Consider the following 20,288-nt stretch of genomic DNA (forward strand, 5'->3'; position numbering starts at 1 on the left):
AGCCCATGACGGCCCGTTACTGCTCGCTCGCCCAGCAGTCGGCCCCCGCGTTCACGCCGGGGCTGGCCGTGGAGCGGCTCGACGCGCTGATGAGCGGCCGGCGGATGTGGGTCAACGGCACCGTGCTGCACTACTGCTTCTTCGACGGCGAGAGCGACGGCTCGGTCATTGCCCTGCCGGGGTCGGGAGAGACCCGCTGGGTGTCCTGGGCGGGCGGCGAGGACCAGCGGGCGGTGGTGCGGGACTGCTTCCGTGAGTGGCGGGACCTGGGCATCGGCGTGACCTTCACCGAGGTCGCGGACCGCTCGGAGGCGGAGGTGCGCATCGGCTTCCAGTCGGGTGACGGCTCCTGGTCGGCGGTGGGCCGGGACGCGCTGTCGGCCGGTCTCAACGAGCGCACCATGAACTTCGGCTGGGACCTGACCGCGCCTGGGGAGCGCGCGACGGCCCTGCACGAGATCGGGCACGCGCTCGGCATGCAGCACGAGCACCAGAGCCCGTTCGCCGGTCTCCACTGGGACGACGAGGCCGTGTACGCCGATCTGGCGGGCCCGCCCAACCACTGGAGCCGGGCCCGGACCTGGTTCAACATCTTGCGCAAGCTGGACCCGGCGGAGGTGAACGGGTCGGTGTGGGACCCGCAGTCCGTCATGGAGTACCCCTTCTCGGCGGGTCTGATCCTGGAGCCGGAGCAGTTCCGCCAGGGCGTGCATCCGTCCGGCGGACTGTCGCCGCTGGACAAGGAGTTCGCCCTCGGCTGGTATCCGCCTGCCGACGCGCCGAGCCCGCCCGCGCTGGTGCCGTACCGTTCGGCGGCGTTGTCGCTGGGGGCGGGCGAGCAGGCCGACTTCACCGTCGAGCCCCGCGAGACCCGCCAGTACGCGTTCGCCACCTTCGGGCTCAGCGATTCGCTGGTCGTCGTCTTCGAGGAGCGGGACGGGGAGCCTCGTTTCCTCGCGGGGCACGACGACGGAGGCACTCCGCACAACGCCACGATCAGGGCCCGGCTCGTCAGGGGCCGCCGCTACTTCGTCCGCGTACGCCTGTACTCGAGCTGGGGTTCGGGCGAGACGGCGGTCATGTGCTGGTGAGCCGAGGGGGCGCGTAGAGACCGCAGTCCGGCGCCGGGGGAAGCGCCGGGGACACGTCGTCTTCGGGGGAGGGAGGCGTGTCCCCGGCCGCACCGGCTCCGGGGTCCGCGTACGGGTTCCGGCGGTGTGTCGCGATCACGCGCACCGGACGGCCGGAGGGTGGTCGCGGGGGCTCACGAGGCCACCCGCTCGCCGCCCGCCTGGTCCGGGTGGGCGAGGCCGAGGTGGTCCCGGAGCGTGGTGCCCTCGTACTCGGTGCGGTGGACGCCCAGTTCCTGGAGGAGCGGGACGACCTTGTCGGCGAACCCGTCGAGGCCGCCCGGGGTGAGGTGCGGGACGAGGATGAAGCCGTCGGCGGCGTCGGCCTGCACATAGTCGTTGATCGTCCTGGCGACGGTCTCCGGGGAGCCGATGAAGTTCTGGCGGTTGCCGGTCTCGATGACCAGGTCGCGGATCGACCAGTTGTTGGCCTCCGCGAGCGCGCGCCATTCGCGGGCGGTGGCCAGCGGGTCGCGGTACATCCGGACCTGCGCCCGGCCGCGCGCGATGTGGTGCTCGCCGGGGTCCGGGTCGATGTCGGGCAGGGGGCCTTCCGGGTCGTAGCCGGAGAGGTCTCTGTTCCAGACGAACTCCAGGTGCTTGAGAGCGGTGGCCCCGCTGACCTGCCGGCGGCGCACGTCCTTGGCGATCTCCTCGGCCTCGGCGTCGGTGTCGCCCAGGACGAAGCTCGCGGCGGGCAGGATCAGCAGCTGGTCGGCGCGCCGGCCGTACGTGCTGAGGCGTGACTTGACGTCGGTGTAGAAGGCCCGTCCGGCGTCGAGGGCCGCGTACCGGCTGAAGATCGCGTCGGCGCTGGAGGCGGCGAACTCGCGGCCTTCGTCCGAGTCCCCGGCCTGGAAGATCACCGGGCGGCCCTGGGGGCTGCGCGGGACGTTGAACCGGCCCTGGATGTCGAAGTGCCTGCCCTCGTGGACGAAGGCCCCGGCCTTGGCGTCCTGGAGGAAGGTGCCGGTGCCCTGGTCGGCGACGATCTCGTCGCCCCGCCATGAGTCGAACAGCTCGCCCGCGGTGGCGAGGAACTCCTTGGCGCGGGAGTAGCGCTCGTCCTGCGGGAGGAAGCCGCCCCGGCGGAAGTTCTCCCCGGTGAAGGCGTCCCAGGAGGTGACGACGTTCCATGCGGCGCGGCCGTCGGAGAGGTGGTCGAGGCTGGCGAACTGGCGGGCCACCTCGTAGGGCTCGTTGAAGGTGGAGTTGATGGTGCCGGTCAGGCCGAGGCGTTCGGTGACGGCGGCGAGCGCGGCGAGGACCGTGAAGGTGTCGGGGCGGCCGACGACGTCCAGATCGTAGATCTTGCCGCCCTGTTCGCGCAGCCGCAGCCCCTCGGCGAGGAAGAGGAAGTCGAACTTGGCGCGTTCGGCGGTCCGTGCGAAGTGGGCGAAGGAGCTGAACTCGATATGGCTGCCGGCCTGCGGGTCGCTCCACACGGTGGTGTTGTTGACGCCGGGGAAGTGCGCGGCCAGGTGGACCTGCTTCAGGGGCTTGGTCATGGTGGGGTTCCCTTCCCGCTCAGACGGTGGCGGTCGCGTAGCGGTTGGCGGGGCGGGTCAGGCCCAGCAGCCCGCGCAGGGTGTCGGCCTCGTAGGCGCTGCGGAAGGCGCCGCGGCGCTGGAGTTCGGGGACGAGGCCCCGGGTGATGGCGGGCAGGTCGTGTCCGGCGACGGCGGGGCGCAGCCGGAATCCGCTCAGGCCGGTCGCCTGCAACTCCTGCAACAGGTCCGCGAGTTGTGCGGGCGATCCGGCGAATATCCGGGCGTCGCTGCGGTATTCCTCGCCTGCGAGGGCGTCGAGGCGGTCGCGGCGGGCGGCGGCCTCGGCCGGGTCCTCGTCGAGGAGGACGACCAGGTCGCCGAAGATGTGCAGCGGATCCGCGGCCCGGCCCGCCCGCTCCTGTTCGGCGCGGATCTCGGCGACGATCGCACGGGCCTGGTCGCTGTCGTGCGGGGTGACATAGCCGACGTCGGTGGCGCGGGCCACCAGGCGGTAGGGCACCGTGTCGTGCGCGAGGGCGGTGACCGGGGGCTGGCCCTGCGGGGGGCGCGGGGTGATGGAGGGGCCCTTGACGCTGAAGTGGCGGCCCTCGAAGTCGATGTAGTGGAGTTTGTCGCGGTCGACGAAACGGCCCGTGGCCACGTCCCGGATCTCCGCGTCGTCCTCCCAGCTGTCCCACAGGCGGCGCACGACCTCGACGTAGTCGGCGGCCTCGTCGAACAGGTCGGTCACCAGCTCCTGGGTGGCCGGGTCGTCGTAGGCCTCGATGCGGGGGATCGTGCGGCGGCCGAAGTGGGCGGCCTCGGTGGGACGGGCGGTGATCTGCACGCGCAGGCCGGCGCGGCCCGTGCTGACGTAGTCGAGGGTGGCGATCGCCTTGGAGAGGTGGAACGGCTCGGTGTGGGTGGCCACCACGGTCGGCACCAGGCCTATGTGGTGGGTGAGCGGGGCGACGCGGGAGGCGATGAGGACGGCGTCGAGCCGGCCGCGGACCTGGTCGGTGCGGTCGTCCGGGTCGAGGAAGTGGGAGGACTGAGGGCCGAGGCCGTCCTCGATGGTCACGAAGTCGAGCAGTCCTCGCTCGGCCTCGGCGACCAGGCCGGCCCAGTATCCGGCGGTGAGCAGCTCACGGGGTCGGGAGACGGGCTCACGCCAGGAGGCGGGGTGCCAGCCGGTGCCGTCCAGAGCGACGGCGAGATGCAGCGGGGAGGAGGGGGTCGAGGACACGGTGGTGCCTTCCTGGAGGTCCGTACGAGAGCGCCGGCCCCGCGCGGTGACCGCGCGCGGCGCCTGGCGGAGGTGAGCGCGGCGAGAAGGGACCTCGCCGCGCCGATGTTCCGTCAGGAGTTGTCCAGCGGCAGTCCGGGCGGGTTGATCTCGGACTTGGCGACGGCCTCGTTGGAAAGGTTGTAGGCCGCCAGCCACTTGGCGTACTGCCCGTGCTCGATCAGGTAGTTGATGGCGTCGGCGACCGGCTTGGCGAGGCCGCTGTCCTTCTTGGCGGTGGCGGCGATCAGGCCCTGGAGCGTCTCGCCCGCACCGGAGAAGGTGCCCGCGCTGCGGGTGGCGTTGGCCTTGCCCGCGGTCTGGGTGACGTTGTAGGCGATGCCGGGATTGGGGCCGAAGAAGGCGTCGATCTTGCCGCTGGCGAGCGCCAGGTAGATGCCGTTGCGGTCCGGGTAGTACTTGACGGTGAGCTTCTTGCCCTCGGACTCCAGCTTCTTCTTCCACTCCAGGAGGATCTTCTCCTGGTTGGTGCCGGAGCCGACGGTGACGGTGAGGCCCGCGAGGTTCTCGTAGTTGCCGTCGAAGTTCCACTTGCTGGACTTCTTGACCTCCCAGCCGAGGTTGTCCTGACGGTAGGAGGCGAACTCGTACTTCTTCTTGCGCTCCTCGGTGTCGGTGACGTTGGAGAAGGCGACGTCGACCTTCCCGCTGTCGATGCCGACGAAGAGGTTCTCCCAGGTGAAGTTCTTCGTCTCGGGCGTCAGGCCGAGGACCGCGGCCACCAGGCGGCCGAGGTCGGGCTCCGCACCGGTGAGGGTCTTCTGGTCGTCGCCGACGTACGCCAGCGGGGCGAAACCCGAGGGCAGCGCGCCGATGCCGATGTTCAGCCTGCCGTTCTTCCTGAGGGCGGCGGGCAGTTCGGCGCTGATGGACTTCACCTCGGAGACCTTCAGGGTGGTCTCCTCGGCGGCGCCGTTGGACACGCGGCCGATGGTCACGCTGCCGGCGGCGCTGTCGGTCGTGGTGGCCGCCTCGCTGTCACCACCGCAGGCGGCGAGCCCGGTGGCGAGGGTGGCGACCGCGGTCGCCGCGGTGATGCCGCGAATCAGGCTGCGTCGGGTGAAGTGGGCAGACATGGCCGTCCTTTGTGACTGGTGTGACGTGACTGGTGTGACCGGGTGAGAGGGTGGGCGTGGGGGGAAGTCGTGGTGGGCTTCGGTGTCAGAGCACCTTGCTGAGGAAGTCCCGTGTCCGCTCGTGCTGCGGTCGGTCGAGGACCTCGGAGGGCGGACCCTGCTCGATGATCCTGCCGCCGTCGATGAAGACGACCTTGTCGGCGACCTCGCGGGCGAAGCCGACCTCGTGGGTGACGATGACGAGGGTGGTGCCGCTGGTCGCCAGGTCCTTGATGACGGCGAGGACCTCGCCGACGAGTTCGGGGTCGAGTGCGGAGGTCGGCTCGTCGAAGAGGATGACGCCGGGGCGCAGCGCGAGGGCGCGGGCGATGGCGACCCGCTGCTGCTGCCCACCGGACAACTGCCTGGGATAGGCGGCGGCCCTGTCGGCGAGACCGACCCGGCCGAGCAGTTCGCGGGCCAGCTCCAGGGCCTGCGGCTTGGCGAGTTTGCCGGTGGCGACCGGCGCGGCGGCGACGTTGTCCAGCACGGTCAGGTGCGGGAAGAGGTTGAAGTTCTGGAAGACGAAGCCGATCCGGCTGCGCTGGGTCAGGATGGCCCGCTCGCTCAGCTCCCTCAGCCGGTCGCGGTGCCGTCGGACGCCGATCGGCTCCCCGTTGACGCTGACGTAGCCGATCTCGGGCTTCTCCAGGTGGTTGATGACCCGCAGCAGGGTGGACTTCCCGGAGCCGGACGGGCCGAGGACGACGGTGACCTCGCCGGGCCGCACGGTCAGGTTCACCCCCTCCAGGACCCGGTGGGCGCCGTACCACTTGTGCACGTCGTGCACCTCGACGGCGGCGGGCACGACCCCGGCCTGCTCGGCGCTCCGCACGGTCTCGGTGGTCATACGGCGGCCTCCCGGCGGATGCGGGCCCGCAGATCACCGAGGCCGGTCCGCAGCTTCTGCAACGGCGTCGGCGGCAGGGAGCGCGTGGCGCCCCGGGCGAAGTACCGCTCGACGTAGAACTGGACGACGGACACGAGGCTCGTCAGGATCAGGTACCAGACGGTGACGACCAGCAGCAGCGGCACGATGTCACCGGGGTAGGTGGACCCCATGGTCTGCGCGGTCCCGAACAGGTCGAGCAGCGACACGTAGAACACCAGCGAGGTGGACTTGACCAGGCCGATCAGCTGGTTGACGTAGTTCGGGGTGATCGAGCGCAGGGACTGCGGGAAGACGATCTTCCAGAACTGGTAGCGCTTGGGCAGACCGAGCGCGGCGGCCGCCTCGTGCTGGCCCTGGTCGACGGAGAGGATGCCGCCGCGGACCACTTCCGCGGCGTAGGCCGCCTCGTTGAGGCTGAGGCCGATGACGGCGATCACCATGTCGGTGGCCAGCCGCGACTCGTCGAAGCGGAAGAACGCCGGGCCGAAGGGAACACCCACGCTCAAAGTCTGGTAGAGGGCGCTGAAGTTGTAGAGGAACAGCAGCACCACGATCAGCGGGATGGAGCGCAGCGCCCAGACGTAGGTCCAGCTGACCGCCCGCAGCACCGGGCTCCTGGAGAGCCGGGCGAGGGCGAGCAGGATGCCGCCGAGGAGGCCCAGCACAGCGCTGTAGGCGGCCACTTCGAGGGTGATCAGCAGTCCGTCGAGGATCGCCGGCCGCAGGAACCAGTAGCCGAAGCGGTCCCACTGGTAGAAGGGGTTGGAGACCAGCCCGTGGGCGAACTGCGCCACCAGGACCAGGACCACCGCGGTGGCGATCCAGCGGCCCGGCCGGCGCAGCGGCTGGACCCGCTGGGCGGTGAGCTTCGGCGACGGGACGTCGACGGCGGGCGCGGCCTCGGCGAGGGTCACGGCGCCTGGGGGTTCACTCATGAAGGGCTCCGGCGGGAGTCGGACACCCCGGGTCACGGCGGACGTGTGCGGCGGTGCGCGCTTCGGCGGGGCGGCGGGGACCGCTCGGCGGCAGCGAACAGGGCACGGCGCACGGACGCGTACGGAGGACCGGGGTGGGGCGGACGACGGCGCACCGCTCGGGCGGTGTTCGTCAGGAACGCGGCGGCGGGGCTGCGCGGTCGAGGGGGTTGGTTCAGCCCCGACAGCGGGCACGGCCCGGTGCGGTACACAGTGCGCTGTTCACACGCAGGAGATCGACGGCGCGGTTGGCGACGAGGATGTCGAGGTACGGCCGTACGCAGCCCCGGGGGCGGCGGGCCGCCGTCCGATGTGCTGCGTACATGTCCGTCACCATCTCTGTTCCGGCCCCCGAGGGGCACTCGCGCTTACCGATACGTCATTACCGAAACGTCGGTCCGGTCGTCACCTGGGGCACCCCACCGCGGAGCGAGGGTTGCCGGTCAGCAAGCCAGGGCTTGTTGCTGACGCTCATGACCGTTCTGGGCCGTAAGTAAGACAGTCACCCGAACGAATGTCAACGGCGGTCCGGTGGATGGACAGGGTCAGGGCCGTTCGAGCTGCGGTCGGACCGCCGTGCCGTCCGCCGCGTGGGTCGCCCAGTCCAGGATCTGGACAGCGGCGCCGGCGGCTTCCAGGCCCTGGCAACGGGCTTGGTGGCGGCGGGAGATGGCGTCCAGGTCGAGGTGGGAGCCGAAGGCCGGGTGGGCGGCCAGACGGCGCGCGTAGGCCCACAGGGCGGGGTGGTCGGCGACCCGGTGCACGACGGCGGCGTCGAGGTGATGGCGGTGCACGGTGTCGAGCTGGACCAGCGCGACCCACAACTCCACGTCGGCTGCCGTGATCTGATCACTGATCAGGTGTTCGTGGGCGCCGATCCCCCGTTCCAGCACGCCGAGCGTGGTGAGCAGCGTGTCGAGCGCTGCGGCGCGCTCCTCCTCCCCGGTGTCGGCCGCTCCGGCCCGCTGTGCGGCCTCCTCGATGCCCTGGGCGCACATCCGCTCGACGGCCTCGATCTGCGATTCGGCGCCGCCCGGGTACAGGGTGGCGCGGCTGCCGCCGAAGTGCCGGGCGAGGTCGCGGGCGATGTCAGGGCCGTGGCTGCTGACGATGCGCCCGGACCAGTCGTCGCTGAGGACCGGCGCGAGGGCGGGCCCTGTGTACCGGTGCGCGCTGGCGTCGTACAGGGGGCGCAGCGCGGAGTGGCCTCCGTCGGCGCAGTCGGGGACGGCGGGCAGAAAGGTGACCGGGCAGGCCCGGTCCAGACCCAGGAGGCTGTGGGTGACGGCGATGCGCAGACAGTCGGGGTCGGCGGCCGCCAGGTGGAGGCGGTAGCGGCGCGGCACGGCGTAGTGGCCGCTGCGCGCGTCCCGGCCGATCCGGCCCCGGAAGGCGGGGGCGGGGCGGGCGGACTGGTGGACGGCCAGTGGTGTGACGGACATGACTCTCCCCGGGGGCGGGACGCACGGCGGACGTGCGCGGCGGATGCGACGTCGAAGAGGGAGGTGCGGAGCTCGTCCAGGCGTGCCGGGTGCGGCCGCGTCCAGGGGACACGGCCGGTGCGGTTCGGCGCGGGACGGACCCGGCTCAGCCCTGGGGCCCGATCGCGCTGGCGACGCGCTTCAGGTCGATGTGACGGCGGGAGGTGAGAAGGGGCGACGACCGCGCCGTGCGGTGCGCGCGGCCGGCGATCGGCTCCTGTCGCCCCATTGTTTCCCTACCCGTTCACTAGGATTCCCGGATCGAGTGTCGATCCGCCTCGAGCCTCCGTCAAGGGGGCGTCCACCAGGTGACCACCGAAGGGCCGCGGGGGCCGCGGACGGCCGAGGAGGGCTGAGGAGGGCCCGCGGAGGGGCTGAGGAGGGCGCCCTTTCTCAACTCTCCTTCTGCGGGCGCCAGAACACGGCCAGCAGACCGGCCGTCGCGACGACACCCACCCCGAGCACCACACCCGCGCCCGTCCATCCGGTCACGGCGATGTCCGCGGCCTCGTCCACCGCGTACTCCCCCGGCCCCCACGCCCCCAGGGCCACCGCTAGGACGCCCAGAACGAGGACGTACTCGTAGCCCTCCTTGAACACGAAGAAGCCGTTCGGGCGGTGCGCGAGCAGGCCGGCGACCAGCATCACGGACAGCACCGCCGCGCAGGCCAGGGGGGTGAGGAAGCCGGCCAGCAGCAGAACGCCCGCGCCGAGTTCGGTCAGGACGCTGAGCCAGGCCTGGAGTCTCGGGCGGGTGAGTCCGAGGCCGCCGAACCAGCCGGCGGTGCCGGATATGCCGCCTCCGCCGCGCCAGTGGTTCCAGCCGTGCGCCACCATCACCGCGCCGAGCACGATCCGTACGAGGAGCAGCGCGGTGTCCGAAGCCTGATTCATGGCCGAGTCCCCTTCTCCGTCGGAAGCGCCCGTGACCGGGCGCGCGCTCCTGGACGCAGGCGGGCACGTGCGGTGGCGGGCGAGGGCGGTACGGCCGACGCCGGTGTGACGACCCGCGCCCGCCTGCTCGTGGCGTACCACCCGTGGGGCTCCGGCGAACATGGATCCGCGTCTTCCCTTACGGCCGACGCCGGTGAGGTCGGGTCAGGTGCGGGGTTTCGTCGTCGCGGCGAAGGCGTCGGCGGCCGTGAGGTCGAAGTCGCCGTGGTCGCTGCCGAGCCCCTGTGCGACGAGCGCGGCGACGGCGCTGCCGAGCACGGCGGCGTCGCCCGGCGTACGGCCGAGGCTCACACCCCGCAGATAGCCGGCCGAGAACGCGTCGCCGCAGCCGGTGGTGTCGACCACGTCGACCACGAAGGCGGGGACCGGTTCCGCGCCGTCCGCCGTCACGACCAGCGCACCGTCACCGCCGCGGGTGACGGCGACGACGCCCGCACCGGCGCCGAGGAGCTTGCGCGCCCCCGTCAGCAGGTCGTTCTCGCCGGTGAAGCCGAGGACCTGGTCCTCGTTGGGCAGCAGATGGTCGATGTAGGGCAGGGCCGCCTCGATCTGCTCGAAGCTGCCGAGGACACCGGGGGCGAGCAGGTCCACGGAGGTGACCACGCCGTGCTCCCTGGCGAAGGACAGGATGCGGGTCGCGGCCTCGACGCCGATCAGCTCGGGTCCGCCCAGGTGCAGATGGTCGGCTTCGGCGAGGGCGTCCCAGGGGACGTCGTCGGGGCCGTAGGTGATGTTGGCGCCGAGCAGGTGCAGGGAGGGGCGGTCGCCGTTGGGCCGGATCGGCAGGACACTCGCGGAGGTGGCGGTGTCGGTGCGGCGGACGAGGAACTCGGTGTCGATGCCCGCCCGTTCGAGCAGCTGTACCAGCATGTCGCCGGTCGGGTCGGACCCGACGGCGCCGGCGCTGCGCACCTGCGCGCCCAGCTTGGCGAGGGTGAGAGCGGTGCCGCCCGCGGTCCCGGCGGCGGTCATGCGGATGTCCTCGACCAGCGTCGCGCCCTGGCCCTCGGGTATCTCCTGCACCGGCCGCACCAGTACGTCCAGCACGTGCACGCCCATGGTGAAGATCTTCATCGGCTTTCCCCCATCATCGGCCTCGTCGGCTTCATCGGCTCTGTTCCTGCGCGGGTGGTACGGGGTGGGTGACGCCGTAGTCGCGGGCGATCGCCGCCTCGATCACGGCGAGCTGCTGCTGTTCGTCGAGGAAGCGGGGCCGGCCCATGGCGGCCGCACGCTGGTAGAGCCCGCAGGCCCATTCGAGGAGCAGCGCGTTCTCGACGGCCTTGCCGAGGGTCGTCCCGTGGGTGACCGCGCCGTGGTTCGCCAGCAGGGCGGCGCTGCGGCCGTCGAGCGCGGTGAGCACCGACTCGGCGAGTTCGGGGGTGCCGAAGGTGGCGTAGGGCGCGACCCGCACCGTGCCGCCCAGCGCGAGCAACTGGTAGTGGATGCACGGCAGTTCGTCGAGCACGCAGGAGACCGCGGTGGCCATTGGGGCGTGGGTGTGGACGACGGCGCCTGCTCCGTAGCGGCGGTAGACCCCGAGGTGCAGGTCCAGTTCCGAGGTGGGTCGCAGGCTCCCGGCCACGACCTCGCCCCCGAGGTCGGTCACGGTCACCTGGTCCGGGGTGAGTTGGGCGAGGACCGCTCCGGTCGCGGTGATGGCGATCCGGTCGTCGACGCGTACGCTCACGTTCCCGGCCGTGCCGATGAGGAGCCCTTCGGCCCCCAGGCGCCGGCAGGCGTCCGCGACGGCGGTCCGCTCCTGACTCAGCGCCGAGCTTGAGGCGGTCATGGGCGCGAAGGTAGCGTAAACGTGAAACAAAGTCACGTTCAGATCTGGAGGCAGTTCCTTGGTCCGTCCGACCACGGGTTCCGGCGGTGACACGCCGCTGCGCCGCACGCCACGACAGGCGCGCAGCAAGGCACGTCTGGCCCTGCTGCTGGACGCCGCCGAGCGCATCCTGGTCGGCGAGGGCGTCGAGGCGCTCACCACGACGCGGGTGGCGGCCGAGGCGAAGGTGTCGGTCGGCTCGCTCTACCAGTACCTCCCCGACCGTGACGCGATCATCGACGCCCTCGCGTCGGGCTACTTCGCCCGTCTCGAGGACGTCATGGACGACCTCGTCGGCACCGCGGCGCGGGAGCGGTGGGACGATCCCGTCGGCGTGCTCATCGACACGTTCGCCCGCGTCTACCGCACCGAACACGGCTTCCGCGCCCTGTGGTTCGGCAGCGGGCTGACCGAGCGGACCCGGGCGGCCGACCGTGAGCACAAGCGGCGGATGGCCGACGGGATCCGCCGGGTGCTGCTCGCGCTGGACCTCGCCCGCGACGAAGCGGCGCTCGCGAGGGCCTGCCATGCCGCGATCCTCGCCGCCGACGCCCTCGCCCAGGAGGCCTTCCGGCGCACCCCCGGGGGAGACACGGACCTCCTCGACGAGGCGAAGGCGATGCTGCGCTGCTATCTCAGCGAGGTCGTCGCACGTTCCGGGCCGCGGTAGCCGAAAGTCCGTGGCCACGGCTGCGGGCCGACGGTTACCGTCGGGGACCGCAGCCGACCGCGTCGGCGGTAGCCCGCACCGGAGAGCGAATCCCATGACCACGACCAGGCAGCACCCTGTCACCACGACCCTGTGGCGGCCCACCGGCCCGAAGGAGCTGGAGTTGGTGCGCGAGCTCGACTGGCGGGCCTGGCCGCCCCGGCTGCCCGAGCAGCCCATCTTCTATCCGGTCCTCGACGAGGAGTACGCCGTCAGGATCGCCCGGGACTGGAACGTCAAGCACGACGGCGCCGGCTACGTCACCCGCTTCGAGGTCGACTCCGCGTTCCTGCGCAGGTATCCGGTCCGGCAGGCGGGCGGCCGGACCATCCTGGAGCTGTGGGTGCCGGCCGAGGACCTGGACGAGTTCAACGCGCATCTCGTGGGAGCGATCGAAGTGGTGCACGTCTTCCCGTGACACCCGGCCCAGCACTCGACCGGAAGGAGCCCGTGCGGCGCCGCGTGGCCAGGTCGACGGACAGGGCGCTCGCTCCCTCCGGCGACAGCACGTCCCCCGCCGGCACGCCGCCGTGCAGGGTGCCGTCGTAGACGACGTGGCACAGCGCGTCGAGGTGGCTGTCCACATCACCGAGAATGTCCATGGCGAAGCGGTCCCGGGCGAACTCCAGACCCTTCCCCACGGGTTCGCCGTCGACGGGGGCGGTGAGCCGGTGTTCGGCCGGACCGGCGTCGTCGGGACCCGGAGAGGTGTCGATGGGGGCGGCGAGCGACACCGTACGCCCCGACCGGACCTCGCGTACGGCGGCCAGCACCCGGTCCCCGGTGATCGTGTCCAGTGCGCCCCGGGGCGCGGTTCCGCCGGGGGACGCGTCGCGCAGGTGCCGGTACAGGCGCCGGAAGTCGGCCTCGCTCAGCTCCGGTCGTCCTCATTCCCCCACCCTCGGGCAGGTGCCGGGTCCCCGCCCGCCGGGTTGCCGGGCTCCGGGACCGCCGCGTTAATGGGTGAGCGAACCGATCCGCGGAGGTCCCCATGGACATGATCCGTGTCCGAGCGGTATGCCCGCCGGACCTCACGGAACGCACCATGGCCCTGCTCGGCGCCGAGCCGTGCGTCCTGAACCTGCACCTGCTGACGGGCCGCGTGCGCAACCCCGAAGGCGACGCCATCCAGTGCGACGTCCTGGCCGGAGCCGCGAACGAGGTGCTGCGCGGGCTGCGCGACCTCGGCATCGAGCACCGCGGTTCCCTCATCCTCGATCCGGTGGACACGGTGTTCTCGGAGCGGGCGACCCGGACATGGGCCAAGGAGCTGGGGGCGCGACCGCGTGCGCCGGTGTGGGAGCAGGTGGAGGCCCGGATCCGGGCCGAGGGACGCTACCCCCCGAGCTTCTACCTGTTCCTGGTCATCGCCGGGCTCATCGGCGCGGTGGGCATCATCACCAACTCCCAGATCCTCATCGTCGCGGCCATGGTGGTCGGACCCGAGTACGGCGCCATCACCAGCGTCGCCCTCGGCATCGACAACCGCTCCCGGTCGAGAATCACGCAGGGTCTCCTGGCCCTGCTGGTCGGCTTTGTGCTGGCCGTCGCCGCGACCTTGCTCTTCGCCCTCCTCGTCCGCGGCTTCGGACTTCAGCCAGAGGCCTTCGAGCTGGGGGTGCGGCCCGTCTCGAACCTGATCAACACCCCCAACTTCTTCTCGGCCGTGGTGGCGGTGCTGGCCGGGATCGTCGGCATCGTCTCGCTGGCGGAGGCCCGGACGAGCGCGCTCCTCGGCGTCTTCATCTCGGTGACCACGATCCCCGCGGGGGCGGACATCGGCGTCTCCGTGGCGTTCAGCAGCTGGGACGAGGCATGGGGCTCGCTGCTCCAACTGCTGCTCAACATCGTCGTCCTGATCGTGGTCGGCACCGGCACGCTCAAGTGCCAGCGGGCCGTCTGGCGCCGGGTGAGCGAGCACCGACAGGGACACCCGGCCGGGCGGACCACGTAGGAGCCCTGCGGACGCCGTCGCCGCTGTGCGGGGCCCGCGGAGAGGGATGGCGGGTACACCGCACCGAGGTGCGGCCGCCCGGGTCCGATGCTGCAATGAAGGTCCAGGACGGCGGGGCCGCCGTACGCCGTGACCATCCAGGGGTGAAGCCGTGAGCGATGAACTCGTCGAAATGGGACCGATCGACTACGTCGTCGTCGAGTTCCCCGGGAACCGCATGACCGGCGAGGGCTTTCCCCTGCTGGTCGACCTGGTGGACCGCGGCCTCATCCGGATCCTGGACCTGATGTTCGTCAGGAAGGACGCGGACGGGTCAGTGGTCGGCCTGGAGATCGCCGACCTCACCGGTGACGGCGCCCTGGACTGGGCCGTCTTCGAGGGCGCCTCCTCCGGCCTGCTGGGCCAGGACGACATCGCGGAAGCCGGCGCCGCCCTGGAGCCCGGCAACGCGGCGGGGATCCTGGTCTACGAGAACCTGTGGGCGGCGCCCTTCGCCACCGCCCTGCGGCGCGGCGGCGCGCAGCTGGTCGCCTCCGGGCGGATCCCCGTGCCGGCCGTCCTGGCCGCGCTGGACGAGACGGACGAGACGGACGACGGCGGGCCGCCGAGGGCGTAGGGACCCCGCCACGGCGGATCACCGGGGCGGGCCCGGGGAAGCGTCCTCGTCCGTGCGGGAGGCTGCGTCGCGGTGTCGGAAGACCAAGTTTTCCTGGGCCTCGGCCTGATCGTCGTGCTGGCCGTCGGCTCCCAGGTCCTGGCGGACCGGCTGCGCATCCCCGCGCTGATCGTCCTGCTGCCCGTGGGCTTCACCGCGGGCGCGCTGACCGACGACGTCGACCCCGAGCGGCTCCTGGGCAGCGCGTTCTCCCCGCTGGTCTCGCTGGCGGTCGCGGTGATCCTCTACGACGCCGGCCTCGGCCTCGACCTGAGGAGTTTCAGGGCGCACACCCGGCGGGTCGTGGTGCGGCTGATCTGGTTCGGCGCACTGTTCACCGGCGCTTCGGCGGCACTGGTCGCGATGCCGTTCCTCGGGATGTCCCCGGGCGCGGCGGTGATGCTCGGAGCGATTCTCGTCGTGTCCGGGCCGACGGTCGTCGGCCCGCTGCTCGCCTTCGTCCGCCCGACGGAGCGACTGCGGCGGATCCTCATCTGGGAGGGATCGCTGATCGATCCCGTGGGCGGCATCCTGGGCGCGCTGGTCTTCCACGCCGTCGCGGCCGGCGGGCCCCACGGCTTCGGCAGCCGGGTCGGCCCCTTCGCGGTCAGCACGGCGGTGGGGGTGGCGGGGGGTGTCGTCGGATCGGTGGTGCTGACGGTGGCCCTGCGCAGGCTTCGGCTCGGGGAGGTGCTCGCCACCACGGTGCAGCTCGCCGCGGTGGTCGGCGTGGCCGCCGCCTGCGACGTCGTCCGGGACGACACGGGACTCATCGCCGCCGTCCTGATGGGGCTGGCGGTGGCCAACCTGTCCGGCGGGGCCGTCACCGCCCGGAGACCGTTCTTCGAGACCCTCGTGGATCTGGTCATCGGACTGCTGTTCATCTCCATCTCCGCCACCGTCAGCCCCCAGTCCCTGCGGCATGTGTGGCTGCCGGCGCTCGGGCTCGTGGCGGTGCTGGTGTTGGTGGTGCGGCCGCTGGTGGGGGCCGTGTCGGCGTGGCGGACCGATCTGACGGCCGGGGAACGGGGCTTCCTGGGATGGATGGCGCCGCGCGGGATCGTGGCCGCGGCCACCGCCTCGACGTTCTCGGGCGCGCTGGCCGAGCAGGGCGTCGCCGGCGCCGCGAAGATCCTGCCGGCCACGTTCGTGGTGATCGTCGCCACCGTCACCCTGTACGGGCTGAGTGCGGCTCCGGTGGCCCGGCGGCTGGGCGTGGTGCGCTCGGCGCGTTCCCGGCCCCTGCTCGTGGGCGGGGATCCGTGGGTGGTCGATCTGGGACGGGCCCTGCGGTCGGCCGGGCTGGAGGTGGTGATGTGGGCGGGGCGTGAGGCGGAGCGGGCCGGCATCAGGGCCGCCGGGATCGAACTCGCCCCCGGGGAGCTGTTCGCCGCGGCCACGGGCGAGGGCGCGGAGCTGGAGGGCCTCACCGGGGTCCTGCTCCTCACCGGCGAGGACGACTTCAACGCCCTGGCGGCCACCCGCCTCGAAGGGAGTGTCGAGGGCACGGTCCTGCGGCTGCGGCCGCCCGCGAACAGCCAGGGTGTCATCACCCCCTACGCGGGCGGCGAGATGCTTTTCGATCCGGACCTGACCGGGCCCGAACTGGCCCGTCGTCACGCCCTGGGCGCCCGGATCGTGGCGCGTCGCGTCGACGGCGCCGTTCCGTCCGGACACCGGACGCTGTTCCTGGTACGGGGCGACGGCCGGCTCCTCCCCGTCACGCGTGGCAGCGGCCCGGCGCCGGAGCCGGGAGACGTCGCCGTACTTCTCAGCACCGGAACGCCGGAGCACCTGAGCAACTGAGCCGTCAACCGCCCGCGGAGCGCCCGTAGGACGCGACCGCGGCCGCGACCCGGGCGAGACCGGCCGCGGTCGCGGCTGTGGCGTCCAGGGTCATGCCCGGCTCGTCCGGTCCCGGTGGCTCCAGCGTCGCGAACTGCGAGTCGACGAGCCGGGCGGGCATGAAGTGGCCGGTGCGCCGGGCGACACGGTCCCGTGCGGTGTCCCGGTCCAGGGCGAGGTACAGGCACCAGAGCCGGCCGCCCGCGGCCGCACGGAGTTCGTCGCGGTACGCCCGCTTGAGGGCCGAGCAGGTCTCATACAGATGATCTTCCCGGCGGAGCGGGAGGCCTCGGGGACGACCCCGCGGCGCACGAACTCCTTGGCCGCCTCCCGTGCGCACAGGAACTGGCCGGTCAGATTGACGTCCAGCACCTTGTGCCACTCGGCCACGGTCATGTCGGTGGGGGCGGCGTCGCGTTGGAGTCCCGCATTGGGGACCATGACGTCGATGGTCCCGAACTCCTCGACCATCCGGGACACCATGTCGACGACCGGGTCCTCCTGCGACACGTCCGCCTCGTGGGCGTAGGCACGCACGCCGAAAGCCTCGATCTCGCGCACCACGTCCTGCGCGGCGTCCCGACCCGCCACGTAGTTCACCACCACGTCGGCGCCCATCCGGCCGAGACCGATCGCCGTGGCCTTGCCGATGCCGGAGTTCGCGCCGGTCACCAACGCCTTCTGTCCTGCGAGGAGCGGACGGGCAACGGGCCGGCGACCGTCACTGACGCTGGTTTCCACTGGCTTCTCCCTGGGACTCCCGACACGCACGTTCGGCGGACACGCTGCGGATCCGCCCGACCACCAAGACACGAGTGGATCAGCACCGCTCGGTGACGCGTGCGCTGTCGTCCTCCCGGCCCGGCACCGTGTACGCCGTCGTCCCGGGCACCGGTTGCCCGCCGGCGCCGGGGGCGACGAAGTGCGGGGGAATTCCTCCGGTGGTCCAATGGGGGTATCCGGTGTGCCGCTCCCGTGCGCCGGATACCGGAGAAGCCGTCCCGTCACTTCCCCGTGCCTCCGGCGAGAAAGGAAACCACCGTGCCAGGTCTCCTCCGCGGGGTCGCCCGCACAGCCGTGGTCGCCGGAACGGCGACCGCGGTGTCCAACCGTGTGTCACGCCGCCAGCAGGGCCGCTGGGCCCAGCAGGACTCCCAGCAGGCCTACCAGCCGCAGCCGGCGCCGGCCGAGGAGTCCGGGGCCCCGCCCGGCGCGACGGCCGACATGAGCGACAAGATCGACCAGTTGAAGCGGCTCGGCGAGCTCAAGGCCCAGGGTGTGCTCACCGAGGCCGAGTTCGACGAGCAGAAGCGCAGGATCCTCGAATCCTGAGTCGAGTGGCCGCAGGCGAAGCAGGAAGGCTGTACCGGAGCGACTGCGGTACAGCCTTCCGCTGGCGACCTCGGGGAGCCGTGGACGATTCCCCCGGACCGGCCTCAGGGGGCGATCTTGTCCGGCCGACCCGGGAATGAGGGCGGACACCCACTCGCGGACCACGGTGCGAGGTGATGCCGCAAGGATCGACGCCCGGCAGTTCGGCCGGGCGCTCCTGACCGCCGTCGCGCTCGTGCTCCTGTGGGAGCTGGGAAAGCTCCTGGTCCGCCGGTCGAGGCGGCCGTGAGCCGGGATGCCTGATGACGTCAGAGGCCGTGCCGGTTTTTTCCGGCACGGCCTCTGACCCGCGACTTCAAAAGTCGGGACGACAGGATTTGAACCTGCGACCCCTTGACCCCCAGTCAAGTGCGCTACCAAGCTGCGCCACGTCCCGAGGCGCTTCCGCTGCGGTGAGCTGCGGGAACGCGCAGGCAGAGCTTACCGCACAGGGGTGGGTGCGGCGGTCGGCGCCCGGTGGGCGGCCGGGTCCGGCAGACGGGTCGCGCGGTGGACGGGGACCAGCAGGGCGGCGAGGGCGGCGCCGAGGCAGAGCACCGCGAGCAGGGTGAAGCCGTGGGTGTAGCCGGAGTCGTAGGGCAGACCCGAGGGCTGGAGCCGGCCGGTGACCAGGACGCCGGTGACGGCGGCGCCGATGGACCCGCCGATGGTGCGGATGTTGGCGTTCATGCCGGTGGCCGCACCGGTCTGCGCGGCCGGGACGCTGCCCACGATCAGGTTGGCCATCGACGCGAAGGCGAGACCGATCCCGAGGCCGAACACTCCTGCCACCAGAGCCACTTGCCACTTCTCGTCGTGCCAGAGGGCGAGGAAGCCCAGGGCGAGCGCACCGAGCGCGGCGCCCGTCGTGAGCAGCGCCTTGGCGCCGACGCGGGGCGCGAGACGACCGCTCAGCACACCGGAGACGAACATCGCGAGCAGCATCGGCAGCATGAGGAGCCCGGAGGCGGTGACGCTCGCGCCGAAGCCGTACCCGGCCGTGCTCGGGGTCTGTACGAACCCGGGCAGGAAGGACCAGATCGCGTACATGCCCGCGCCGAACAGCAGCGCGGCGAGGTTGGTGGTCCACACGGCCGGCAGCCGCATGATGCGCAGGTCGATCAGCGGGGTGCGGGAGCTGGCCTCGGAGTACAGCCACAGCGCGAACAGCGCGACGGCCACGGCGAACAGGCCGATCACCCGGGTCGAGCCCCAGCCCCAGGCGCCCGCCTGGCTGAGTGGCAGGAGCAGGGCGACCAGCCAGCCCGACAGGAGCAGCGCGCCGAGCCAGCCGACCCTGCCCTCACCCCGGTCCGGCGACTCGGGTACATAGCGCACGGCGATCAGCGTGGCGGCCGCGACGATGCCGACCGGGATCCAGAACAGCCAGCGGTAGTCGAGCGCGGAGACGATCGGTCCGGCCGCGACCATGCCGACGCCCCCGCCTGCGGCGATCACGGCGGACAGGTTGCTGATGCTGCCGGGCACCCGGGACGGGGCGAACTCGTCGCGGATGATGCCGAAGGAGAGGGGGAAGAGGGCCCCGCCGACGCCCTGGACCACCCGGGCGAGGATGAGGACGCCGATGTTCGGCGCGAGTGCGGCGAGCAGGCAGCCGGCCAGGACGGTGAGCAGGACCCCGACGAGGGTGCGCTTCTTGCCGACGAGGTCGCCGACCCGGCCGAGGATCGGCGTGAAGACGGACGCGGACAGCAGATAGGCGGTCATCACCCAGGTCGCGGTGGACTGTGAGGTGTGCAGCGCGTGCTGCACGGTGGGCAGGGCCGGGGCTATCAGCGACTGGAGCATGGAGAACACGCCGGCACCGGTCGCGAGGACGGCGAAGGTGAGGCGGGTGGACGAGCGGGGCATGAAAAGCCTCTCGGAAGAACCCGGAAAGAGGAGCAGGGACCTCGGACTGTTAAAGTGGAGGCACTCCTCCACTGTAGCGGAGGCACCCCTCCGGTTCAACCGGGTCCTGTCCAGGAGGCAGCCGTGGCGGCTCAGCCGTTCCCCGTCAGCGAGATCGTCGCGGCCCAGCGCCCCGTCCGTAAGGACGCCGCCCGCAACTACGACGCACTGCTGGCCGCCGCGCGCGAGGCGTTCGCCGAGCACGGCTCCGAGGCGTCCCTCGAGGACATCGCCCGGCGCGCGGGCGTGGGCATCGCCACGCTGTACCGGAACTTCCCCACCCGCAGGGCGCTGTTCGAGAGCGTGTACGCGGACGAGGTCAACGCGTTGTGCCGGTCGGCGGAGGGGTTCGCCGGCCTGGAGCCGTGGGAGGCGCTCACCGCCTGGCTCGAGCGGTTCGCCGGCTACATGGTCACCAAGCGGGCGGTGCGTGAGGCGCTGGAGGGCGAGTCGGAGATCTTCCAGGCCTGCCGTGAGTCGATGTATGCCGCGGGCGGACCGCTGTTCGAGCGGGCCCAGCGGGCCGGGACGGCCCGCACGGACATGGACTTCGGCGACCTGCTGCGGCTCGTCGCCGGCATCACCGCGACGGCCTTCGTGGACGACGCCCAGCGCGACCGCGTCCTGGCCATCGCGCTGGACGGGGTGCGCACCGGGCGTTGACCGGGGG

General features: G+C 72.0%; 21 protein-coding genes, 1 tRNA gene and 1 riboswitch. Of the genes, 8 read left to right on the top strand and 14 right to left on the bottom strand.

Annotated elements, in window-relative coordinates; translation table 11 throughout:
• Positions 1-5 precede the first annotated feature (5 nt).
• Positions 6-1,091, top strand: coding sequence for a beta-glucuronidase AbsR1 (gene absR1 / locus OHS71_RS06105; RefSeq protein ID WP_328477577.1), 1,086 nt, complete (start codon positions 6-8; stop codon positions 1,089-1,091).
• A 173-nt stretch (positions 1,092-1,264) separates the two neighbouring features.
• Here absR1 and OHS71_RS06110 read toward each other — a convergent pair whose 3' ends face one another.
• From OHS71_RS06110 to OHS71_RS06155, 10 genes are all read right to left on the bottom strand, one after another.
• Positions 1,265-2,638: an NtaA/DmoA family FMN-dependent monooxygenase gene (locus OHS71_RS06110; protein ID WP_328477579.1), complete on the bottom strand. Its 1,374-nt coding sequence runs from the start codon at positions 2,636-2,638 to the stop codon at positions 1,265-1,267.
• Positions 2,639-2,657: 19 nt separating this feature from the next.
• Complete coding sequence (locus OHS71_RS06115; protein WP_328477581.1) at positions 2,658-3,866, bottom strand: LLM class flavin-dependent oxidoreductase; 1,209 nt, start codon at positions 3,864-3,866, stop codon at positions 2,658-2,660.
• A gap of 113 nt (positions 3,867-3,979) precedes the next feature.
• A complete protein-coding gene (locus OHS71_RS06120) occupies positions 3,980-5,002 on the bottom strand; it encodes a transporter substrate-binding domain-containing protein (protein WP_328477583.1) in 1,023 nt (340 codons plus the stop codon).
• Positions 5,003-5,087: 85 nt separating this feature from the next.
• The gene (locus OHS71_RS06125) at positions 5,088-5,891 is read right to left on the bottom strand and encodes an amino acid ABC transporter ATP-binding protein (RefSeq protein ID WP_328477585.1); all 804 of its coding nucleotides are present in this window, start codon (positions 5,889-5,891) and stop codon (positions 5,088-5,090) included.
• Positions 5,888-6,868 carry an amino acid ABC transporter permease gene (locus OHS71_RS06130; RefSeq protein WP_328477587.1) on the bottom strand — a complete coding sequence of 327 codons (981 nt, stop codon included), beginning with the start codon at positions 6,866-6,868 and terminating at the stop codon, positions 5,888-5,890. The genes OHS71_RS06125 and OHS71_RS06130 overlap by 4 nt, the downstream gene beginning before the upstream one ends.
• Before the next feature lie 398 nt (positions 6,869-7,266).
• Positions 7,267-7,386: riboswitch (SAM riboswitch) on the bottom strand.
• A 66-nt stretch (positions 7,387-7,452) separates the two neighbouring features.
• Positions 7,453-8,349: a glutathione S-transferase C-terminal domain-containing protein gene (locus tag OHS71_RS06135; protein WP_328477589.1), complete on the bottom strand. Its 897-nt coding sequence runs from the start codon at positions 8,347-8,349 to the stop codon at positions 7,453-7,455.
• Positions 8,350-8,494: 145 nt separating this feature from the next.
• On the bottom strand, positions 8,495-8,617 hold the full coding sequence (locus tag OHS71_RS06140) for a putative leader peptide (RefSeq protein ID WP_328477591.1): 123 nt from the start codon (positions 8,615-8,617) through the stop codon (positions 8,495-8,497).
• A gap of 164 nt (positions 8,618-8,781) precedes the next feature.
• On the bottom strand, positions 8,782-9,282 hold the full coding sequence (locus OHS71_RS06145; RefSeq protein WP_328477593.1) for a DoxX family protein: 501 nt from the start codon (positions 9,280-9,282) through the stop codon (positions 8,782-8,784).
• A gap of 204 nt (positions 9,283-9,486) precedes the next feature.
• Positions 9,487-10,416, bottom strand: coding sequence for a carbohydrate kinase family protein (locus OHS71_RS06150; protein ID WP_328477595.1), 930 nt, complete (start codon positions 10,414-10,416; stop codon positions 9,487-9,489).
• A 31-nt stretch (positions 10,417-10,447) separates the two neighbouring features.
• A complete protein-coding gene (locus OHS71_RS06155; protein ID WP_328477597.1) occupies positions 10,448-11,134 on the bottom strand; it encodes a class II aldolase/adducin family protein in 687 nt (228 codons plus the stop codon).
• 58 nt (positions 11,135-11,192) lie between these two features.
• Here OHS71_RS06155 and OHS71_RS06160 point away from each other — a divergent pair, with 58 nt between their 5' ends.
• Both OHS71_RS06160 and OHS71_RS06165 read left to right on the top strand, forming a co-directional pair.
• Positions 11,193-11,843 (top strand): TetR/AcrR family transcriptional regulator, encoded by a 651-nt coding sequence (locus OHS71_RS06160; protein WP_328477599.1) that lies wholly within the window; start codon positions 11,193-11,195, stop codon positions 11,841-11,843.
• A gap of 94 nt (positions 11,844-11,937) precedes the next feature.
• Positions 11,938-12,300 (top strand): hypothetical protein, encoded by a 363-nt coding sequence (locus OHS71_RS06165; protein WP_328477601.1) that lies wholly within the window; start codon positions 11,938-11,940, stop codon positions 12,298-12,300.
• Here OHS71_RS06165 and OHS71_RS06170 read toward each other — a convergent pair.
• Positions 12,251-12,655, bottom strand: a complete 405-nt coding sequence (locus OHS71_RS06170; protein ID WP_328477603.1) for a hypothetical protein — start codon at positions 12,653-12,655, stop codon at positions 12,251-12,253. The genes OHS71_RS06165 and OHS71_RS06170 overlap by 50 nt on opposite strands.
• 218 nt (positions 12,656-12,873) lie before the next feature.
• Between OHS71_RS06170 and OHS71_RS06175 the strand changes: the two genes are divergently transcribed.
• The 3 genes from OHS71_RS06175 to OHS71_RS06185 all read left to right on the top strand — a co-directional run bounded on the left by OHS71_RS06175 (position 12,874) and on the right by OHS71_RS06185 (position 16,297).
• Positions 12,874-13,836 (top strand): DUF389 domain-containing protein, encoded by a 963-nt coding sequence (locus OHS71_RS06175; RefSeq protein ID WP_328477605.1) that lies wholly within the window; start codon positions 12,874-12,876, stop codon positions 13,834-13,836.
• Positions 13,837-13,987: 151 nt separating this feature from the next.
• Positions 13,988-14,452 carry a DUF6325 family protein gene (locus OHS71_RS06180; protein ID WP_328477607.1) on the top strand — a complete coding sequence of 155 codons (465 nt, stop codon included), beginning with the start codon at positions 13,988-13,990 and terminating at the stop codon, positions 14,450-14,452.
• A gap of 72 nt (positions 14,453-14,524) precedes the next feature.
• Positions 14,525-16,297 carry a cation:proton antiporter gene (locus OHS71_RS06185; RefSeq protein WP_328477609.1) on the top strand — a complete coding sequence of 591 codons (1,773 nt, stop codon included), beginning with the start codon at positions 14,525-14,527 and terminating at the stop codon, positions 16,295-16,297.
• 90 nt (positions 16,298-16,387) lie between these two features.
• Here OHS71_RS06185 and OHS71_RS06190 read toward each other — a convergent pair whose 3' ends face one another.
• On the bottom strand, positions 16,388-17,077 hold the full coding sequence (locus OHS71_RS06190; RefSeq protein ID WP_328477611.1) for an SDR family NAD(P)-dependent oxidoreductase: 690 nt from the start codon (positions 17,075-17,077) through the stop codon (positions 16,388-16,390).
• A 300-nt stretch (positions 17,078-17,377) separates the two neighbouring features.
• On the opposite strand from OHS71_RS06190, the gene OHS71_RS06195 reads away from it, so the two are divergent.
• Positions 17,378-17,668, top strand: coding sequence for an SHOCT domain-containing protein (locus tag OHS71_RS06195; RefSeq protein ID WP_328477613.1), 291 nt, complete (start codon positions 17,378-17,380; stop codon positions 17,666-17,668).
• A 362-nt stretch (positions 17,669-18,030) separates the two neighbouring features.
• Here OHS71_RS06195 and OHS71_RS06200 read toward each other — a convergent pair.
• A tRNA-Pro gene (locus OHS71_RS06200) sits at positions 18,031-18,104 on the bottom strand.
• Positions 18,105-18,148: 44 nt separating this feature from the next.
• Positions 18,149-19,579 carry an MFS transporter gene (locus OHS71_RS06205; RefSeq protein ID WP_328477615.1) on the bottom strand — a complete coding sequence of 477 codons (1,431 nt, stop codon included), beginning with the start codon at positions 19,577-19,579 and terminating at the stop codon, positions 18,149-18,151.
• 123 nt (positions 19,580-19,702) lie between these two features.
• On the opposite strand from OHS71_RS06205, the gene OHS71_RS06210 reads away from it, so the two are divergent.
• Complete coding sequence (locus tag OHS71_RS06210; RefSeq protein ID WP_328477618.1) at positions 19,703-20,281, top strand: TetR/AcrR family transcriptional regulator; 579 nt, start codon at positions 19,703-19,705, stop codon at positions 20,279-20,281.
• Positions 20,282-20,288 lie beyond the last annotated feature (7 nt).

The organism is Streptomyces sp. NBC_00377 (assembly GCF_036075115.1).
GTDB lineage: Bacteria > Actinomycetota > Actinomycetes > Streptomycetales > Streptomycetaceae > Streptomyces.